The 20,867-nt window shown below is 37.2% G+C and carries 16 protein-coding genes; 2 read left to right on the forward strand and 14 right to left on the reverse strand.

The genetic code is table 11. From position 1 onward, the window contains the following. Positions 1–248: 248 nt before the first annotated feature. The 8 genes from pepN to thiC all read right to left on the reverse strand — a co-directional run bounded on the left by pepN (position 249) and on the right by thiC (position 9,368). Positions 249–2,876: an aminopeptidase N gene (pepN, locus tag V3564_RS01530; RefSeq protein WP_455481092.1), complete on the reverse strand. Its 2,628-nt coding sequence runs from the start codon at positions 2,874–2,876 to the stop codon at positions 249–251. Between the two features lie 77 nt (positions 2,877–2,953). Further along, positions 2,954–3,781, reverse strand: coding sequence for a uracil-DNA glycosylase (locus tag V3564_RS01535; RefSeq protein ID WP_455481093.1), 828 nt, complete (start codon positions 3,779–3,781; stop codon positions 2,954–2,956). Between the two features lie 474 nt (positions 3,782–4,255). Then, positions 4,256–5,014, reverse strand: coding sequence for a hydroxymethylpyrimidine/phosphomethylpyrimidine kinase (locus V3564_RS01540; protein ID WP_455481094.1), 759 nt, complete (start codon positions 5,012–5,014; stop codon positions 4,256–4,258). After that, positions 5,005–5,610: a thiamine phosphate synthase gene (locus V3564_RS01545; RefSeq protein WP_455481095.1), complete on the reverse strand. Its 606-nt coding sequence runs from the start codon at positions 5,608–5,610 to the stop codon at positions 5,005–5,007. The genes V3564_RS01540 and V3564_RS01545 overlap by 10 nt, the downstream gene beginning before the upstream one ends. Beyond that, a complete protein-coding gene (locus V3564_RS01550; RefSeq protein ID WP_455481096.1) occupies positions 5,607–6,380 on the reverse strand; it encodes a thiazole synthase in 774 nt (257 codons plus the stop codon). The genes V3564_RS01545 and V3564_RS01550 overlap by 4 nt, the downstream gene beginning before the upstream one ends. A gap of 4 nt (positions 6,381–6,384) precedes the next feature. Then, positions 6,385–6,582 (reverse strand): sulfur carrier protein ThiS, encoded by a 198-nt coding sequence (thiS, locus tag V3564_RS01555; RefSeq protein ID WP_455481097.1) that lies wholly within the window; start codon positions 6,580–6,582, stop codon positions 6,385–6,387. Positions 6,583–6,585: 3 nt separating this feature from the next. Beyond that, positions 6,586–7,536, reverse strand: coding sequence for an FAD-dependent oxidoreductase (locus tag V3564_RS01560; RefSeq protein ID WP_455481098.1), 951 nt, complete (start codon positions 7,534–7,536; stop codon positions 6,586–6,588). Continuing rightward, on the reverse strand, positions 7,533–9,368 hold the full coding sequence (thiC, locus tag V3564_RS01565) for a phosphomethylpyrimidine synthase ThiC (protein ID WP_455481099.1): 1,836 nt from the start codon (positions 9,366–9,368) through the stop codon (positions 7,533–7,535). The genes V3564_RS01560 and thiC overlap by 4 nt, the downstream gene beginning before the upstream one ends. Positions 9,369–12,098: 2,730 nt before the next feature. Here thiC and V3564_RS01570 point away from each other — a divergent pair. Next, positions 12,099–13,076 (forward strand): tail fiber protein, encoded by a 978-nt coding sequence (locus V3564_RS01570; RefSeq protein ID WP_455481429.1) that lies wholly within the window; start codon positions 12,099–12,101, stop codon positions 13,074–13,076. 420 nt (positions 13,077–13,496) lie between these two features. Here the strand turns inward: V3564_RS01570 and V3564_RS01575 are convergent, their stop codons facing one another. Genes V3564_RS01575 through V3564_RS01600 form a run of 6 tightly spaced genes read right to left on the reverse strand, consistent with a single transcriptional unit; the run spans position 13,497 to position 19,776 of the window. Further along, positions 13,497–14,291 carry a heme ABC transporter ATP-binding protein gene (locus V3564_RS01575; protein ID WP_455481100.1) on the reverse strand — a complete coding sequence of 265 codons (795 nt, stop codon included), beginning with the start codon at positions 14,289–14,291 and terminating at the stop codon, positions 13,497–13,499. Further along, positions 14,288–15,385, reverse strand: a complete 1,098-nt coding sequence (locus V3564_RS01580; RefSeq protein ID WP_455481101.1) for a FecCD family ABC transporter permease — start codon at positions 15,383–15,385, stop codon at positions 14,288–14,290. The genes V3564_RS01575 and V3564_RS01580 overlap by 4 nt, the downstream gene beginning before the upstream one ends. Before the next feature lie 5 nt (positions 15,386–15,390). Next, positions 15,391–16,293 (reverse strand): heme/hemin ABC transporter substrate-binding protein, encoded by a 903-nt coding sequence (locus V3564_RS01585; RefSeq protein ID WP_455481102.1) that lies wholly within the window; start codon positions 16,291–16,293, stop codon positions 15,391–15,393. A 16-nt stretch (positions 16,294–16,309) separates the two neighbouring features. Further along, positions 16,310–17,347, reverse strand: a complete 1,038-nt coding sequence (locus V3564_RS01590) for a hemin-degrading factor (RefSeq protein ID WP_455481103.1) — start codon at positions 17,345–17,347, stop codon at positions 16,310–16,312. Positions 17,348–17,396: 49 nt separating this feature from the next. Further along, positions 17,397–17,540: a hypothetical protein gene (locus tag V3564_RS01595; RefSeq protein WP_455481104.1), complete on the reverse strand. Its 144-nt coding sequence runs from the start codon at positions 17,538–17,540 to the stop codon at positions 17,397–17,399. A 58-nt stretch (positions 17,541–17,598) separates the two neighbouring features. Beyond that, the gene (locus V3564_RS01600; RefSeq protein WP_455481105.1) at positions 17,599–19,776 is read right to left on the reverse strand and encodes a TonB-dependent hemoglobin/transferrin/lactoferrin family receptor; all 2,178 of its coding nucleotides are present in this window, start codon (positions 19,774–19,776) and stop codon (positions 17,599–17,601) included. Positions 19,777–20,019: 243 nt separating this feature from the next. On the opposite strand from V3564_RS01600, the gene V3564_RS01605 reads away from it, so the two are divergent. After that, positions 20,020–20,796 carry an energy transducer TonB family protein gene (locus tag V3564_RS01605; protein ID WP_455481106.1) on the forward strand — a complete coding sequence of 259 codons (777 nt, stop codon included), beginning with the start codon at positions 20,020–20,022 and terminating at the stop codon, positions 20,794–20,796. Positions 20,797–20,867 lie beyond the last annotated feature (71 nt).

The raw sequence follows: 20,867 nt of genomic DNA on the forward strand, positions 1-20,867 counted from the left end.
GTTTTGATATTCATGGTAACCCCATAGGGTGCAATGAATCAAAACAGGAGTCTTCTGTCCAGTCTTTTTTTAGAAAAGTAGTTGTACTTTTATAAGCCTGGAGTATGAAAATGAAAAGGAGCCTTAAAAAAAGACCTATAAACAAGCTTAAACTACCTGTTTATAGGTCTATATTATTGTCGAGTAGCTCGTTGAGCTTATTTCGTAAGAAGTATTATAATATATTGATTAAAAATCATTTTTTTATTTTAAGCAAGCAGACGATTGATGATATCAGTTACATCGCTTGACAATTTTGGAGTTTCTGCAATTGTTTTTAGTGCAGTTTTAAATTTTTGTTGTCGAATAGGTTCCAATTGTCTCCAAGAGCGCAGCATTGTTAATAAGCGTGAAGCAAGCTGTGGATTTTTTTTGTCAATTTCCAAAATGGTTTGGCAAAGAAAATGATAGGATGCACCATCAATTCTATTAAAACCTGTTAGGTTGTTAGAGGCAAAGACACCAATCAAGGCTCGTACACGATTGGGATTATCTTGTGAAAAAAGCGGATGTTGCATGAGTTTTTGAACATGGTCAAGTGTTGATGCTCCCGCGACCATTGCTTGAATGGAGAACCATTTATCCATAACCAAAGGATCATGTTGATACCGGCTTTCAAAATCATTTAAGGCATTTTGCGTCTGCTCACTTTCGTTAAAGCGCTGCACTAAGATGGTTATACTGGCCATGCGATCAGTCATATTATTAGCTGTTGCATATTGTGTGGCAGCACGGTTTGGTTTGGCTTCTGCAATGGAAAGATAGTCTAGCATAATATTCCGTAATGCTCGCTTTCCAACTTGCTCAGTATTTGGTGAATAGGGATCTTTGTTTTGCATTTGCTCATAAACTTTTGTTAAGAGTTCTTGATGCGTATATGCGATAGAAGCTAAAAACTGATTGCGCACATGGTGAATACGGTCTGGATAAACATTTTCACCGATTGTATGAGCAAGCTCAACCTCGCTAGGTAAACTTAAACAAAATGCGCGAAACTCTGGTTCAAGGCGTTCATCGTTAATGATGGTTTCAATCAATTTTAACAAAGGAGAAGGCATGCCCTCTTGTGCTTGTGTTTCGTCTTGAATAGCTTTAATCAAAGCTTGCGTCATCAAATGGTTAAGCGACTGCCAACGGTTGAGTTGATTGCTATCATTTTGTGCAAGAAAGATAAGTTCACTTTCATTGAATGGAGTTTGTAGGTTGATAGGTGCAGAGAAGTCTCTGAGAAGTGACAAAACAGGTTTTTCACGTAGCCCTTTTAATGTGAACGTTTGGGTCTCTTTGGATAGAAGCATGACATCTGATTGAATATCTGCATCAGCTTCATAAGTTAGAGATTCTCCGTTATGTCCTAAGAGCCCAAAAGTGATAGGGATAAGCATAGGCTTTTTTATGCTTTGTTGCGGTGTTGCTGGAATATGTTGTTTTACATGAAACGTTAAAACACCATCGCTGTAATGGTGGTTGATTTCCACATTGGGCGTTCCTGCTTGTTCATACCACAGCATGAATTGTGAAAAGTCTCGACCAGAGACTTCAGCAAAACAGGCGATAAAATCTTCAATTGTACAAGCTTGCCCATCATGGCGTTGAAAATAGAGATCCATTCCTTTACGAAAAAGATCGGAGCCTAAAATAGTATGCACCATGCGAACGATTTCTGCACCTTTTTCATAAACGGTTGTGGTATAAAAATTGTTGATTTGGCTATATTGACGAGGGCGTACAGGGTGAGCAAGCGGACCAGAATCTTCAGTAAATTGCATAGCTTTTAATGTTTTTATATTTTCAATTCGTTGTAAGCTGCGTACATTCTGATCTGAAGAAAATTCTTGATCACGGTAAACAGTTAAGCCTTCTTTTAAACAAAGTTGGAACCAATCACGACAAGTAATGCGATTGCCGCTCCAGTTATGGAAATATTCATGAGCAATGACGCGTTCGATATTTCTATAATCATGATCGGTTGCTGTTTCAGAATCTGCAAGAACATATTTATCATTAAAGATGTTAAGCCCTTTATTTTCCATTGCACCCATATTAAAGTCGGAAACAGCAACAATATTGAAAATATCAAGGTCATATTCGCGTCCGAAACGTTGCTCGTCCCAACGCATGGAACGTTTTAGGGCATCCATTGCGTAGGTTGCACGTTTGGTCTTTCCTTTTTCTACATAGATACTAAGCTTGATACGTCGACCAGATACGGTAGTAAAATGGTCTTCTAACTTATCAAGATTGCCACCAACTAAAGCAAAGAGATAAGATGGTTTGGGATAAGGATCTTCCCAAATGGCAAAGTGACGGTTTTCCTCAAGTGTTCCTGTTTCTACAAGGTTCCCATTGGAAAGCAAGATAGGAGCGGTTTGAGAATCTGCTTCGATTTTTACCGTATAGGTGGAAAGGACATCGGGACGATCATAAAAATAAGTAATACGACGAAAACCTTCTGCTTCACATTGTGTGCAATAGACACCATTTGAAAGATAAAGTCCCATGAGTTGGCGGTTGCTTTCAGGATTCAGTTCCGTGATCAATTGCAATGTAAAAGGAGCTGTTGGTGGGGTTATAATTTCTAAACGTGAAGGAGTGACTTTATAAGCATCTTCAGACAATGTCTCGCCATTAATAGAAACAGAAATTAATGTAAGATCATCGCCAGAAAGGATAAGAGGTGTTAATTCTTTTGTATTGCAACGAGGTTCAATAGACAATACTGCTGTAACATAGGTTTTGGTTGGTGCCAAACGGAAGTGAAGTTGTGTTTTTGGTATAGCATAAGGGGTTGGTTGGTAGTCTTCTAGACGATAAACGGATACTGTTGATTGTTGCATAATTTTTTCCTATTAGTATTTTTAAGAGTTACGGATTGAAAGAGTATTTATCTTTTGAGACAGCTAAGATTAAGAAATTACAAAAAGCTATCTAAGCGCTTTTTTACTTCTAAAAAGTCTGTCCATGTAAGCTTCTTTTGGCTAGGAGTTCGGAGAAGGTAAGCAGGATGAAAGGTTGGCATAACAGGTATTTTTATGTTGTCTTCGCTTTCATAGGTGAGCCATTTTCCTCGGGTTCTAATAATTCCATTTTGAGATTTCGTAAGAAACTGCATAGCAACTCCCCCTAGTGCTATAAGAATACGAGGATTCGCTAAACGAATTTGCCGTTCAATGAAAGGGCGGCATAATGCGACTTCTCTTGGTGTTGGTGTGCGATTTCCTGGCGGACGCCAAGGAATAGTGTTGGCTATGTAAACATTATTTCTTGTTAAGCCAATTGATGCGAGGATTTTATTAAGTAACATTCCCGCTTTTCCTACGAATGGAGTTCCTTGTATATCTTCTTCTCGTCCTGGCGCTTCTCCTATGAGCATGAGTGGGCTTCCCGCTGTTCCATCTGAAAAACAGGTATTTTTCGCTGTTAATTTTAATGAACAACCATTAAATGCGAGGAGAGCAGATTTTAGTTCATCAAGTGTATTTGCACTTTTTGCTATCTTTATAGCTGAAAGTTCGTCTTGTGTGGTACCGATATGAGGCAGCGGATGATTGCGTAGCTTTATGGTTGGTGATGTCTGCTGGTTATGAGAAATATTTACTACTTGTGTTGATTTTTTCTCTAAAGAAGCAGATTGACTAAAGCGGTCAATAGGTGAATCTGTTAGGACAGCATCCGCACCACTTTCTTTATAAAAGCTTAAGAGTTCTTCATATGAGATTGAGTGTGGTGTTTGATTTAACATTTCATGTCTTCTGATGATCTATCTATTATGAATAGACCAAATAGCATTATCCTTAAAGCTTTATGCTGTATTCGTTAGTAATTTAATATGAAACAATGATAGCCTCTTTTCACGACAAAGACAAAAAAGAAAAACTGTAATATAAGGTTGTTTGCAGTTTTCAATGCATTATCTTATAAGTTAAGATATATAGAATTTCCCCACAATAAAAAATTTTTTTATCAAAAGCAAGTGATATAAATTGAGATACTCTAACAGTGATATTATCGTTTTATAAAGTTATAAAAATATATCTTATAGTATTATATTTCTTAAATATAAATAAAAATTAAATATTTCTATTATAAATATTTTTTATACTAATGTTAATAATTATATGTCTATACAGATGCATGTATTTTAAGGAAAAATAATCATATTAACTGAAAAATGCAGTAAAAATATTTTATCGGACCATGAAATAATATTAGGCTTTTAATAACCTTTTTGATTATGATTTAACAGCAGTGTATGAATATATGCTTTTGCATTTTTTATTGCCTGAGTCATAGATTCATTTAAAGCTAAATGTGCCGCAATGGCGCTTGAAAGAATGCAACCTGTTCCACGCATTGTTCCTGTTAAGCGGGGAGTGGAAATATTTATGATTTGAGTTTTATCAATTAAGCTATCCGTTGCGAGGGGGCCATCTGCATGTCCACCTTTTATCAAGATAGAGCGCGAACCAAATGACAGAAGCTTTTTTGCTTGCTGTATTGTTTCTTCATGATGAGACGCCAATGGACTTTGGCTGAGAAGGGCGAGTTCTTCTCTATTCGGTGTTAAAAGATCAACGTGAGGGAGGAGTTTGTTGGTCATAATGTCTATGATTTTTTCTGTTGTCAGTTTTCCTCCTGATGAAGCGACAAGTACAGGATCAAGAATAACTGGAATATGGGGATAGTCTTCTAGTACATTACAGATTGCTGCTATAATTTCTTTGGTTCCTGTCATACCAATTTTTATTGCGCTTATTGGATTGGCCTCTAGGGCTACACGCATCTGTGCGGCAATGAATTTTTCACTCATTGGAACAATTTCAGCCACGTGGTTATCATCTTGTACGTTAACACAGGTGATGGCTAAATTTGCTTTTATTTGAAAATATGCAGCTGTTTCTATATCACGAACAATACCAGCGCCTCCTGTTGGATCAGTTCCCGCAATAATCAGAATAGAAGGAATTAACGCCATGCTTTTGTCATCTTTATCCACTGTTGGACACGTTGTTCAGGCTTTTCATGGAGAATAATGTCGGTTACAACAGCAGCACTATTCGCTCCTGCTTTTAAAACACCAATTGCGCGTTCTGGTGTTAAGCCACCAATGCCTACTAAAGGTAAAGCGCCAATCTGCTTTCGCCACTGTTTGATTTTTTCTAATCCTTGAGGTTTCCATTTCATTTTTTTTAAGATTGTCGGATAAATAGGACCAAGTGCAATATAGTCAGGATTAACCGATAACGCGATATCTAACTCATGTTCACTATGTGTGCTAAGACCAAGTCTTACACCATTTTTACGAATTGCGTGAAGATCAGCATTGCTCAGATCTTCTTGCCCAAGATGAATAAAATTGCATTTTTCATCAATTGCTATTCTCCAATGATCATTAATAATTAATTGTGCTCCCAATTTATCGCATATATTTTTTGCACGCTTAATATGTTGACTGATTACTTTCGGACTTTCATTTTTCATACGCAATTGTATGAGCTTGATTCCAAGAGGAACCAAACGCTCAACCCAATCCGCATTGTCAACAATGAGGTAAAATGGATCCAGTTTCATGAAAATACTGCTTTCCCAATGACGGGTGTTGAAGGAACTGCTAGATTGCGTGCTTCAAGAATTCCCGCTTTATACCCCATACGCCCTGCTTGAACAGCTTTAGAAAATGCTTCAGCCATTAAGATAGGATTACCTGCTTTGGCAACTGCGGTGTTAAGAAGTACTGCATCATAACCAAGCTCCATAGCAACGGCAGCATGTGATGGGCGTCCAATGCCGGCATCAATAACAAGGGTAACATCAGGAAGGTAAGCGCGAATAGAACGCAATCCATCGGTATTATGGGGGCCTTTGGCAGATCCAATAGGAGCACACCAAGGCATAATGACTTTGCATCCAAGATTCAAAAGCTTTTCAGCAACAATCAGATCATCTGTTGTATAAGCAAAAATTTTGAAACCTTCACTGTTTAAAATTTGTACTGCTTCGATTAAGGAAAAAACATTTGGCTGTAAGGTATCGGAATTACCTATAATTTCGAGTTTGATCCAAGACGTTTTAAAGAGATCTCGTGCGAGTTTTGCAGTTGTAACAGCTTCTTTAACAGTATAGCAACCAGCAGTATTTGGAAGCACTGTTATATCCAGTTCTTTGAGGAATTGCCAAAATTGTCCACCTTGTTTTCCACCTGCGGTTTCTCGGCGCAATGAAACTGTTACAATTTCTGTATTTGATTTATCAATAGCGTCACGAAGGATTGCTGGTGAAGGATATTGAGCTGTACCTAACATAAGACGAGAAGAAAATTTACGTCCATAAAGATTCAGCATAGTTTTAGCCTCCTTGCATTGGGCTTAAAATTTCAATTTTATCTCCTTCATACAAGATAAATTTGCTGCGTGCATCTACAGGAATAACTTCCGCATTAACAGCGGTTGCTAGCCAGTTTCCTTCATAACCTAATTCCTCAAGCAATAGATTGAGAGTGATGACTTCTGTTTGGATTGTTTCACCGTTGACGAATATTTGCATGCTTTACTCCAATGCCAATTTCATTGCTTGTTTTGCCATTTCTGGAGATAAAAGAAAACCATGTCTATAAAATCCATTAATAGAAATACGGTTACCATATTTGTATACAGAAGGGAAGTTATCAGGATAGCATGGTCGTATACCAACGCCAGATTCAATAATTTCTGCTTCAGCAAAAGCGGGGTGTAAAGTATAAGCTGCATTGAGCAACTCCATCATTGACCTTACCGAGATGGCACTATCAAAGTCACTCTCAATCATTGTTGCACCAATCATAAAAATATTATTTTGTCGAGGTACAATATAGAGAGGAATACGTGGATGGAGAAGGCGAATTGGACGAGAAATTGTAATATCTGTGCTGCGTACGAGAAGCATTTCACCACGTACGCCTCGTATATTTTTGTCTTTTCCTAAACGCGCTATTCCAGTCGCATCAATAACAATATCAAAATTTATTTCAGATGTTTCTGTATCGACAAAACGTGCTCCATTTTTTATAAGGTTTTCTTTTAAAGTGATAAGTGCTTTGCGAGGATCAATATGCGCTTCACTTTCATAAAATAGTGCACAATTAAAACGTTCCGCAAGATCCGGTTCAAGATGAGCTATCTCTGCACCGTTTATGGTTTTGTGATTATGTGTACGTACTGAAAACCGTTCAAGTTCTACCTTATCCCGTGTAGGTGCGACAACTAAAGTACCTTTTTTCATTACAAGATTGGGGAGTGTTTCGCACCACCATTGTATGGCTTGTATGCCAAGATCTTCAATAATTTGTTCAGCATTTTCTCTTTCACAGTAAGGTGCTAGCATTCCTCCCGCATACCAACTGGCAGTCCCTATAGGAGAATGAGGAGGAGCTGATATAGTAACAGAAATACCTTTTTGTTGTAAAATAAAGGCAACCGTTAATCCCCCGATACCTGCGCCTTTAATAAGAATGTTCTTCAACTGTTTACTCTCTTTTTTTGAGCAGAAGTAACATCTACATAAAGATCACCACTCTTTTGATATTTCTCGGCCATAGCAATCATACCTTCATCTTTTGTTTTTCTCATTGCTGCTGTCTCACGAATATCATGAGAAATACGCATAGAACAGAATTTTGGTCCACACATGGAACAAAAATGCACCAATTTATGGGCTTCTTTAGGCATCGTTTCATCATGAAGGGTGCAGGCTGTTTCTGGGTCAAGAGAAAGATTGAATTGATCATGCCATCGAAAATCAAATCGTGCACGTGAAAGGGCATTATCACGCAGTTGCGCTCTAGGCAAACCTTTTGCAAGATCAGCGGCATGAGCAGCAATTTTATAAGTGATCACGCCAGTTTTAACATCATTTTTATCGGGGAGTCCTAGGTGTTCTTTAGGCGTTACATAACACAGCATGGCTGTTCCAAACCATCCAATCATAGCGGCACCAATTGCTGATGTAATATGGTCATAACCAGGAGCGATGTCAGTAGTAAGAGGACCTAAAGTGTAAAAGGGTGCTTCATGACAGTGATCTAATTGTTGCTCCATATTTTCTTTAATTTTGTGCATTGGGACATGCCCAGGCCCTTCAATCATAACCTGTACGTCTTTTTCCCAGGCTATTTTTGTCAATTCTCCCAAAGTTTTAAGTTCGGCAAATTGGGCTTCATCATTGGCATCGGCAATAGAACCAGGGCGCAGTCCATCTCCTAATGAAAGAGAAATGTCATAAGTGCGTGCAATATCGCAAATTTCATCAAAATGTTCATAGAGAAAACTTTCTTTGTGATGATGTAGGCACCATTTTGCCATAATTGAACCGCCCCGTGAGACGATACCTGTTACACGATCAATAGTTAGAGGAATAAATGGTAATCTTAATCCTGCATGAATGGTAAAATAATCAACACCTTGTTCTGCTTGTTCGATAAGGGTATCGCGGAAGATATTCCATGTTAAATTTTCAGCAATACCTTGTACTTTTTCGAGTGCTTGATAAAGAGGAACAGTTCCAATCGGAACCGGCGAATTTCTAATAATCCACTCCCGAATATTATGAATATTCCGCCCTGTTGAGAGATCCATAACTGTATCTGCTCCCCAACGAATAGCCCAAACCATTTTATCAACTTCTTCTGCCATAGAGGAAGTAACTGCTGAATTGCCAATATTAGCATTAATTTTAACACGAAAATTGCGTCCAATAATCATTGGTTCGCATTCTGGATGATTGATATTTTGGGGAATAATGGCACGTCCGCATGCAATTTCATTACGAACAAATTCTGCAGTATAAATTTCTGGTATTGATCCACCAACTGTTTTATCTGAGTGCACTTTTTGCTGATCTTTTACTTCTAGTCCTTCATTTTCTCGTATAGCAACATATTCCATTTCTGCGGTAATAATACCTGCACGTGCATAAGCCATCTGCGTTATTGCTTTGCCATCTTTTGCTCGCAAAATAGGCCGTTTTTTCTCAAAGACTTGTGCCGGATTTTTATCATAAGCTAATCCATTATCTTCAGGTTTAATTGGTCGTGCAGGATAAGATTCAGTATCAGCGCGTTTAGAGAGCCAAGGTAAGCCAATTGCTGGCAAGCCTTTTGTAATATCAATGACCATGTCTTTATCGGTGTAAGGACCGGAAGTATCATAGACACTTAAAGATTTTTCTCCACTGCCATTTGTCAATGAAATTTCACGGAATGGTACATGCACATCAGAAAAAAGAAGGCTCTGTTGATAAATTTTGCGTGAGGCGGGAAAGGGGCCGCAACTGATTGATGGAATCTTTTTCTGCATAAACTTTTTCCTTATAAACACATAATTTAAAAACAGATCGCGATTGTTAATGGGGATATATTCAAGTTATCAGTCGGGTGTGCTTGAATTAGGGAGTGTATATGATGGTATTTTATACTAAAAAACCTTAGATAAAATCAAGAAATATTATTAAGAAAATTGACACAATATTTCTAATAATATTTGCATTATTCTATGCTTAAAAAACCTTACTTGCAATAAGATGGTTAGCTTAAATGCTTGTTACAATAATAACTTTTTATAAGCAAATAGTAAGTTAAAAAAATTATTGCTAAAGTAAGGATTTTTATGCTTATTGCTTTTATTAAAATTTTATCTTTATTTTTCTTTTTGTGTAACTCTTGGTCTGATTCAGCGGTCTGTTTTCAACAGTCAGTACTCTTTAATATTTAGAAATGTCATATCATTTTCTATTTAGCGAAAAATCCTTTGGGTTGTGGTATTGTTGCCCTTGAAATCGTAGGGCGGATTATTGCTCATTGTCTTAATCTACATGCTAATTTTTTGTTATTTACCTAGTTGAAAACCTTAAAAGTATGTCCCTAATGCTTTTTTTGAGTGAGTATTTTGTCGCTTTTATCATATATGACCGTTTTATATCCAATGAAATCAGCTTGAAATGTTACAGATAGCTCATAAAATAGAAAAATATTTGTTTAGAACTTGTTTTTTGTTTTGAAATAGATGGTATTTTTGTACACTTTTCCAATTAATATGAACGGTGCTGCTACGCCGTAATTCTATGTAAAAAAGAACATTATCCAGATATGTTCATGAGTTTCTAGAAGCCATTGTTTGCAGTATTTTTATTTATGTTTTTCTATCAGCGTATTGCTTCATAGTGATAATTGAATTTTCCTGTATTAAGTTAGAGCATTGAATACAATAATATTTTTCATTTATACTCCTTTTAATTATGAAATAAAAAATGTGTACTTGTATGTTTTTTAAGAAGTGGTGATTAAAGTTGTTGAGATTGTCGGTAATGAAATAAGAAATGAGGGTTTGATATTTTATTTGGAAAAGTAGACTATAAGTATGCCAAGAAGTTTATTTAGTATTACTTAGTTAAGTATTGCTTCTTTAAATGTTAAAAATGTTTTTATCATAAAAATGGCAGAGTGTGTTGAATTGTTTAAGTACATGATGAGGAAACAAATTAAAATTATTCCAAAATTTATTTCAATTTTTGTGGGAAAATCAGTAATGTGCGGCTTTGAAAAGGAATGGTGGTTCGAGAAAAAACAAGAGCTTTTACTTTAATGATAGTTTTGCAAGGCTATAAGCGTAGCATGGGAGGATATTGAATACACCTCTTTGCGCGTTGTTAATTTCAGAGTTCACTTCTCAAGAGTTTTAGAAAAATGATTAAACATGTGATTGAAAACTATAATTTTTGAAAGGAGTATTATTAAGATTTGTAAATCGTCGATTAAATCTTTAAAAGACCATATATTCTTTTAATTTTTAGATCTTGCTCACGATAGTGTAAGATTAGATTGGTGTGTGATGGAGCGTGTTTTTCTATGTGGGTTTGATGAGGCAGAGTTGGGTAGCAAAACAGTTTGGAGAATGCTTACTCTGATATTGTGATGAGAAGGGAAAATACCAATAATTACAAATTGCTGTTTGGAAGGATTTATTGCCCTTGCAAAAAAAAGTTATATATAATAAAATACATAAAAAGGTGGCCGTGATGAGTGTAGGAGGGGAGCAGACGGTTACAGCAAGTTGGTTTCCAAAAATCAACAATGCGCGTTTTACAGAGAGTGGGGAGCACTCCTTTGCATTTTAAAATTTATGTTGAGAAATCAGGTACATCCTTCAGGCCGGATGAAGGTATGTGATGCATTTTTGGCATATTTGGAGATATCATCTCAAGATTAAGTTGAAGCGTGGAGAATGTACCTTATTGGGTGCACCCTCTAAGTGCGTTAGATTGGGAACATGATGTACTCAAAAAGAGTGCTGGTATTTATCTAGTAACAGTTTTCAGGAATAAATTTAATGAAATAGGGTATGTTTTAAGAGATATTTTTGGCAAATAGAAACATGATGGGTAGTGCAAAAAATCCGTAAAAACTTTTGAAATTTGTTTGATGCAGACAACAGTTAAAAGAGATTATAGCCTCTTTAAAATGAAGATGAAGCAAAACAAGTTATGAAAGTTTTGCAACCACAGAGGAGACACAGGGTATTTGTTCAAAGTACAGAAATAAGACATAAGCAGAGATAGTGTAAAGTATTTCTGACTCGATAATTTTAAGATATTGAAAGTGCTAAGAAATACAGAAGCCCTCATTAAGAATTCGAATACGTCAGAAAATTTTCTATTAATCTGATAGATTATTACATTCAATTATGGACATATTAAATCCACAGCAAGGGATTTTGTGAACAATATTTGTAATACTTTGCGGTAAGATGGAAAATTTGAAAATGCAACCGTATAACCACGGTGAAGCAACAATATGTAAGCAATGTTAGATGGGGTGGTTACACTTCAAGTTAAAATATTGATGCTGATGTTATGAAAAAGGTGTGGTGGATTTAGTTGATTTAATTGGAGGGGGTGAAGAAAAATAAAATTAGTAAACACGGATAGTGCAGCAGTAGATGATATATCAACTAATAGTGGCGGGGGAGCCGCATTCTGGTGCACAGAAGAGAAATTACTAGAAAAATTATTAAGAATAACGGGGGATTATGATGTCTGATATTTACGATTGGTCGCTAAAGGCTAATGAAAATGCTAATTCAGATAATACCATTAATTGGGCAGAAGGGCAGCCTCCTAGTTCTGTCAATGATAGTGCGCGTGCGATGATGCAGCGTGTGCGTGAATATCTTGCAGATAATGGTGGCTCTATTAACTCAACTTTTATTGCAAATGCAAAAGAAAAAACAACATCAATCACGCTGACAACGGTTTCGCCCATAGCAAAATACAAAAATGATATCATTGTACGTTTTAAGGCCTGTGATGTGAATACTGGTTCTACGACGGTAAATGTTAATAGTATAGGAGCGAAACCACTCTATAAAGCCACAAACATGGGTATCATGCCATTAGAAGGTGGTGAACTACAAAAAGGCGGTATTTATGAAATAGTTTATAATAGTGATGTGTCAACAAAGGATCACGATGGCTGGTATCTCTTAAATCCTACACCGCTTCCACCACCAAAGGTAGAAACCTTTCCTTCTGGATTTATTGCGGCATTTGCTATGCAAGAAGTGCCAAGCGGTTGGCTTTTGTGTGATGGTGCAACTTATGAACGCAAAGATTATCCGCAATTATTCAAGGCAATAGGCGACAAATGGGGAAAATACAGCGATACAACCTTTAAAGTTCCTGATTTTAGAGGAATATTTTTACGTGGCTTTGATGATGGTCGTGGTATAGACCCAAATAGAAAATTTGCCGATGTGCAACAGGATAGTCTTAAATCACACACGCATTCTGGCACCATTGAAGAGGCAGGTGAGCATACACATAAATATCGTCATACGGGTTTTTCTCATAATATTACCGTTAATAGTATAAGTTCTAGAATTTTTTTGTCAAAAGAGATAGGACAGACAGAAGCTGCTGGTGCGCATACGCATGGGATTACTATTTCTTCAACGGGCGAAGCAGAAACGCGGCCTGTGAATGCAACAGTTGTTTATGCCATAAAATCGTAAGGCTTATATCATATAATAGTAAATCATGATTTGTTGTTAGATGATGTTATTGACGCGGAAAAATCTGCGTCATTCTTTATGCAAGTGATATATGATTTATATATTATTAACTAAGATATTTAAAATATAAAAAGCAGTATTTGAATGGTTTTTTATATCAGAAATTTTAGATCTCTATAGTGGTGATATGCAGTTTATTATAAAAAGAATTGTCAAAAGTGATTTTCTTCGTAAATATGTCTAATGCAGAAAAATTTAGTAAAATTGTTGGGAGTTTGTCATTAAGTATGATGTGTATTTTCGCAAAGTGTCTTCTAGAGCGTGTTAAGTTATAATATTTTAAATGCGGGGTAAAAAAGCAACATATTTCTAATGTTGATCTCTATAAGAAAGAGCTAATGTCCAGAAAGCAATACTATTTCATAGGCAGGATGCCGTTTGAGGCAATACAAATGGAATATCTTCTTTAGGTAATTCAGAAACGATTAAGGAGCAATGATAAACATCGCGTAGATTTTGTGTTGTCAAAACGGTAGATGCACTTCCTTCGCAATAAATTTCTCCCTGCTTTAGCAATATCATTTTATCTGCATAATGTGCGGCAAGGTTGAGATCATGGAGAACAGCGAGAACGCCACCACCACAATAGGCAAAACTTTTAGCAATATTCATAACAACAATTTGATGTTGGATATCGAGGTTAGCAATAGGCTCATCTAATATCATCCAGCGAGGCGTTCCATGATAAACGGGTTCCCAGATTTGACAAAGTACACGAGCAAGTTGCACTCTAGCTTGTTCTCCACCTGATAATTGGTGATAATATCGGTCGCTATAGTCAGAAAGACCGACGCGTTCTAAAGCTTTTTGGGTAAGATTTTGCAATTCGATTTTTGCAATGGTGAATTGGTTTACGGAGAGACCAAGTCCTACAACTTCATGAACCAAGAATGGAAATGCTAGCATTGTTGATTGTGGTAGAACTGCGCGCATCTTCGCCATTTCATAAGTTTTTGTCTGGCTAATGTCATAACCATTTAAGGTCATTTTCCCACTGTAAGAAATTTCTCCACTCAGTGCTTTTATGAAAGTACTTTTCCCAGATCCATTTGGACCAATAATGATGGTGAGATAACCACTTTTAGCTTGAAGGTTTATATGGTTAAGAACCTGTTTTTTCCCGCGTTGAACACAAATATTAGTCGCCTCAATCATGAAAAATTTGTTCCTCGTTTGCATATAAGGATCCACAGGAAAAAGGGTGCACCAAAAAGCGCTGTAACGATTCCGATTGGTAATTCTGCAGGAGCAACAATTAAGCGTGCAAAGGTATCTGCAAAAATAAGTAATGACGCCCCCAAGAGGGCAGAACAGGGAATAAGATAACGGTGGTCGGAACCAATCAGCTGACGCAAAATATGTGGAACAACAATACCGATAAAACCAATACCACCACTGATAGCAACTGCGCTACCACACATAAGGGCAACAAGGAGAATAGCAATATTTTTAACCCGTTGAATGTGAAAACCAATATGGCCAGCAACGGCTTCTCCAAGAGCAAGAGCATTAAGTGCTTGTGATAAAAGGGGCGAAAAAAGAAGACCAATACAAATAAAAGGTAGAACAAGCCAAACTTTTAACCATGTTGCACCTGCAAGAGAACCGAGATTCCAAAAAGTAATGTCACGTAATTGTTGATCATTTGCAATAAAAATTAATGTTCCAATAACAGCACTGCTTAAAGCGCCAAGAGCAATCCCTGCAAGAAGCATTGTTGCTATAGAGGTAAAACCATGATGTGTTGCTATTATATAAAGAACAATTGTTGATAGAAGACCACCCAGAAAGGCGCCTATGATAACTTTGTAAGGCTCTAACAAAGGTACCAATGAAGCAGGGAAGGCAATACCGACAACGATCGCTAAAACAGCACCAAGACCTGCACCTGCAGATACACCTATAATTCCAGGATCTGCAAGAAGGTTACGGAAAAGCCCTTGCATGAGAACACCCGAGACAGCTAAAGCTGACCCAACCAATAATCCCAAGACAATACGGGGAAGCCTAATGTCGATAAGCACGAGATAATCACGCGTTTTGCTGCTCACTGAAAAATCTTGTGTAAGCATTACACGAAGGAAACCAAAGAAAGAAACGTTCGAAGCACCATTCGAAAGTCCGCCAAAAATGCTGCAGATGAGAAATATTATTAAACTTAATGATACAATCTTTCTCAAATTTGCACGGTTTATTTTTTTATTCTCTTTTGTTTCAGCTGCATACACTGTGGATGTACTATCTGCCATTTCTATCAGCTCTTACCATTTTGGTTTACACCATAAAATATATTAATAAGCTCTCTTGATGCATCTGCAGCACGTGGACCAAATCCTAAGAGATACATAGCATCCATCTGCTTAATAGCGTGATTTTTCGCTGCAATTGTTGCTTGAATCGCTGGTATAGCTAAAATCTTTTCAAGGTTAGTGGATTTTCCACTATGCTTCACAAGCAAAATAACATCAGGATTTAATTTCAATAATGCTTCACTATTTAAAAGCTTATACCCTTTGTAATCGGTGACGGCATTGATACCACCTGAAAGTTTTATCATGCCATCGGCAGCTGTACCTGTCCCAGATGCCATAACACGCCCATTCTGTACGGATAAAATAAAAAGGACGCGCTTTGGTTTTGTTACTTTTGCTAAAAGTGCATCATTGTCCACAAAATTACGGCTCACTTTTTTAATTAATGCAGCTGCTTGCGCTTCACGATGAATGGCCTTTCCAACGAGGCGAATTTTTTCTATAACACTTTCACGGGAGTAATTTTCTGGTACGATTACTATAGGGATCGATGTTTTTTTAAGAATATCAATTGTTGAAGGAGGGCCGCTTCCTTCAACGAGCAATATACCTTCCGGAGCAAGTGATAAAACGCCTTCAGGTGAAAGAGCACGCATATAGCCAAGTACAGGAAGTTTGAGTGCTTCTTGTGGATAAACACTCGTGCTATCACGGGCGACAAGTTGATCTTGAGCTCCCAATGCATAAACGATTTCTGTAAGAGATCCACCAATAGAGACGATGCGTGCATTTTTAGAAAAATGTGTTGTAGGTTCAGCGATTACTTGTTGAGAAAAGCAGGGAAGATAAAGCAGTATAAAAATAAGAAAAAGGCTTGCTAATCTACGCAAAAAAAGTATAAGCATGTTCAAGTTTACCTTTCTAAGCAACTTCTCGATATGAGGGGAGATTATCCAACAAAGATCGCCAATCCTCACGTTCTTTTTGACCTTCCTTTCGCATACCAAAGAATTGAGTAATCATTTCATCATTTTTATCAAAAACTTCAAGTGAACTGACGTAACCATTACTGGTGGGTTTGCGAACACACCATACGCTATTAATACCGGAAACGAGTAAATGCAGGTTAAATCTTTGATCGAGAATATTAAGCCAAGGTCCCATTTGCTTAATATTTTTTACTTGCCCGCTAAAAATTTGGATACATCCTTTATTGCCAACAAAGCACATAATAGGCACTTTTTGTTGTGCAACTTGGTTAAGCATCATTTCAACAGCTTCTATCTTTAATCTGTCGGTAAATTCACCACCAGCATATTTTACAGCATCATGTCGATTAATCTTAAATTCAGAGATAATCGCATGAAGTTGGTGCACATCAGTCATTTTCCGCCAACGGTTCCGGAATTGTTTAATATCCAACTCTTTAGTATTACTTTGGATTGGAGTAGAAGCAGCCAGGATATTAAGAGCAGATAATTGATCCTCATGAAGCAACTTTTCAACGAGTTTGTCCCATTCTTCCATGTTTGTTGTATCTTTAGAATAGATTTTGAAGATAGCAACGCCAGATTGATCAAAGAATTGCAAGCTTTTCGTAGGTTTTCCCAAAACAATCACGTCATATTCAAAACCAAATTTCCATTGTTTTGAAAAAATACGCAGGTCAATTTCACCGAGTGTCAGAGGAACATGTTGATTTTGAATAATCTTTTCAAAACGCCCTGTTATTTCATGAACAGCATGTTCATTACGTGTCAACGCCAGAACTATTCCGAGTTTGGGAGCACTTTCTAGGAGAGTAGCAACATCAGCTTGTAGCCTTTTTGCTTTTCCAATTGTACAATAAGCAGCAATAACTTCTGCTTCAGATATGCCAATCGAAGCAGCAAAGTTACGACTTTGCATCTCTTTTTTTTCTTCGCGTAGATTAATAATCATTTCGGCTGTATATGACACGGATTTTCCCTATGTTATTTCGAGGGTTAATTTTTCAAATTTTATAATTTCAAATCCAAGGCGATAGGTTGCTTCCACCACCAAATAAGCTTTTATTATCAACAGCAGAACAATCAAAAACCGTTAAACCAAATTTAATCGAAGATTTTCTTTCAAGTCTTTGTGATTTCAAAAGCAATGAGAATAGAAACACAATAACTCATCCTTTTACCGATACAATTTTATGTTGATCTAATGGCCGACAAAAGTGATTAAAACTTCTGCACGAACGACACTTTAAAGTTACGACCAGGCTGAGTATAATAATCCTTTGGTGTTGTACTTTTACCGGAAGGAAGATCTGATGCATTCCAATATTTTTTATTGAAAAGGTTATAAACACCAGCTCTTATAACAGGTCCGTTCTCACCAAATGGTTTCCACCAACCTGACATATCAACAACGTTATATCCTGGAATTTTTTGATAATCAGATCCTTCAGCAACTTTGTCACGTTTGGCTGCCAAAGTAAGTGCAACATCTGTTCCCCAAGTATCTCTCATATATCCCAATCCTATAACCGCTTTCAGAGCTGGAATTGAGTTAAGATACTCATTTTTGTCAAGATCTTTCCCTTGTGAATATGCAAGGGAAAAGTTGCTATGAAAACCATTCTTAAGAAGCAAATGCGCTTTTGTTTCAACGCCAGAAATTCGCACACGTGAACGATTTACATAATGCCGACGAGAAAACCTGAATTCTTCTGATGGACCTTTGTCTATGGTATCTATAAAATTCTTATATTGATTGACAAAAGCATTGAAAGAACCACCAAAATTTACATTTCCATACCGTATACCAACATCATACCCATTGCTTGTTTCTGGCTGAAGGTCGGGGTTTCCTTTTACGTAATAAAGAGAAGGTTTGGTATAAGAGAGGTAAAGCTCCGAAACTCGTGGTGCGCGGAAAGCTTGAGCCCACTGGGCATAGAGTGTTACTTGATTACGAACATCCCACTCCATCCGTAATTTAGGAGAAAAACGTGAAGCACTTTTTTCTGGAGGATATTTGTCAGGACCTAGTGCTTTCTCATAAGAGGCTGTTTTTTGAGGGGTATGTTTGTACCAATCATAACGACCCCCAGGTGTTACACGAAAACGGTTATTAGCCAAACCAATTTCATCCCCGAAAACAAGACCAAAATTATAGCTATTCGTGTCTGGTGTTTCTGATCGATTAGCAGGCAAAAAAGCACATCCTTGTGCATTCTCTTTCAAATGACAATTGTCTTTCCCTAACATATAATGGTGAAATTTAGATAATAAAGCATCAGTAGAGAGCTTTAATGTATGACTTGTCGTACCGATATTCGCCTTTTTAAGAGCATGTGCATTGAAACCATAATTGGTATCGCGTACCACATTATCCCTTAAGTAATCCCCTTCTGGTGCTCGAACGCGAAATCCACTCATAATGTTATTATTTAATTGCCTTTGCCAATAAAGCTGCCCATGAAATGTATCAAAAAGTGTGTCTTCACTACCATTATAATTATAAGAAAGAGAAAGGCGTTCACGGCGCTTATTGTCCTGATCGTAAACGGAACCAGGAGCGTATCTTGCTGATGCATTTAATGAATGCGTGTTTTTGCTATAAGTAAAGCGCTCTGCTGTAAAACCAAGTCGATGGTTGTCGTTAAAATACTGATGAATTTTAAAAAGTAAATTATTTTGGTCAAAATGAGCGGGATTTTTACGTGTTCGTTCCACATAACCGTCTACAGTTCCCATATTTTTGCGCTCATGACCTTCTACATAAGATCCCTGAAAAAGTAAGAATGTTTGGTAACTACGCACAGCAAAAGCTTGATTTATGCGCCAGCTGTCATCGACAGAATGATAACCACTTTTTATAAGGCTACCCCAGTTCTTTTCTCCAGTAATAAGGTCTTCAGGATCAAGGGTACGCAAAGCAACTACCCCTCCTAGAGCACCAGATCCATAAAGACTAGAATCCGATCCTTGAATAATATCGAGTGTAGAAAGTGTTCCAAAGTCAAACGTTGTGTTCCCACTGTTTCCCCGTACTATATCTGAGAACCATGGAAGAACAATACCATCCATCGTTGTAAGAACACGGTCTGCATCTAAACCACGGAGCACAAAACTGTTATTGCTTGTGTTGTAGGTTATAGACGGATCAAGACGGTTAATATCATGGACATCACTTATTTGTTTTTCACTAATATCCCTAGCGGTTTTACGATTGGTCAGAACGGTTACTAAATCTGAACCATCCTCTATTTTTTTTCCTTTAATAATAATCGGTTTCAGCTCAGTTACAATGCCTTTATTATTATTTTGTGCAAAAACAAATGAAGGTATACAAACTGATAACGCACTTAAAATCACGCAGCTTTTGTGGATATTTTTTCGCCTTATTCGCATAACAAATCATAACCTTTTCTTAAACATCCCCTCTCTCACTTGAAACTTTACATATAAAAACGTCTGACTCACCGACTACAAACTAGCCAACCGAGCAAAAATGATCTGACTTCAATACAAAATCATAAAGAAACCATATTAAACATGATGAAATCAGTCAAGAAAAAAGTTGCAATTTAAAAGCAACCTGTTTTAATGAATCTGAACACCGATATTAAGCTTAGAATAGCGGCGGAAAAAACTATGAATTTTGCAAATACGAGGCAGTTATTAACTCTTTGGATTGCTGCGTTTATTTGCGCTTTCTCTTTGCATATAGCATTGGGAGTGCAGTTTTATTTTTACAGTACTGGTGTAAGTAATGGTACGCCTTCAACTGCAATTATGCTGACTTTTGCCCAAGATGTTGTGCATTCGATTGTCGACACAGATCCGCAGGATCTTGATACAGATCTATCGAATGTTAGCACAGAAGACGTATCACAGCTTGATTTTTCGGAGCAGGAGTCAGAGTTGGAACCAGTGGATGAAGTTCAATTGGAAGAGCCTTGGCATACTGTGGAAGAAGATGATTTTGAAGTTCTCAGGTCTTTGGAAAAATCTCTTCCTCAAAAAGTGGAGCATAAAGCACTGGATAAAAAACCAATACCGGTGCCAAAAGCTGTGATAAAACGACACACTGGAAAGGTGGAACGTTCGTCTATTCCTAGTCAGGGTGACGATGCAGCAGCAATTGAGGATGCATTGTTAATAAAATGGTTAGCAAAGGTACAAGCGCAATTAGAAATGCAGAAAAAATATGTTGTGGGACAACGTATCAGCCATGCAAAAGGAACAGTAAAGTTAGAATTTAGGGTGCGTGAGCAAGGGCGTATTTTTTCTAGCCGTGTTGTAGTCTCTGCTGGTGATCCGGAACTTGATCGATTAGCTATGGCGGCACTTCAACGTGTAGGTTCTTTTCCTCCTCCCCCACCATCAAAAGTGAACAAAGTGCTCAGAGTATCATTGATATTTAGCTGATTTTCATGGATTTTCTGGTTAATTTTGTACACTTTATGTTTATGGTTGCTAAGATATTGTGGTTTATGAGT

The sequence above is a fragment of the Bartonella sp. B12(2025) genome (assembly GCF_053795135.1).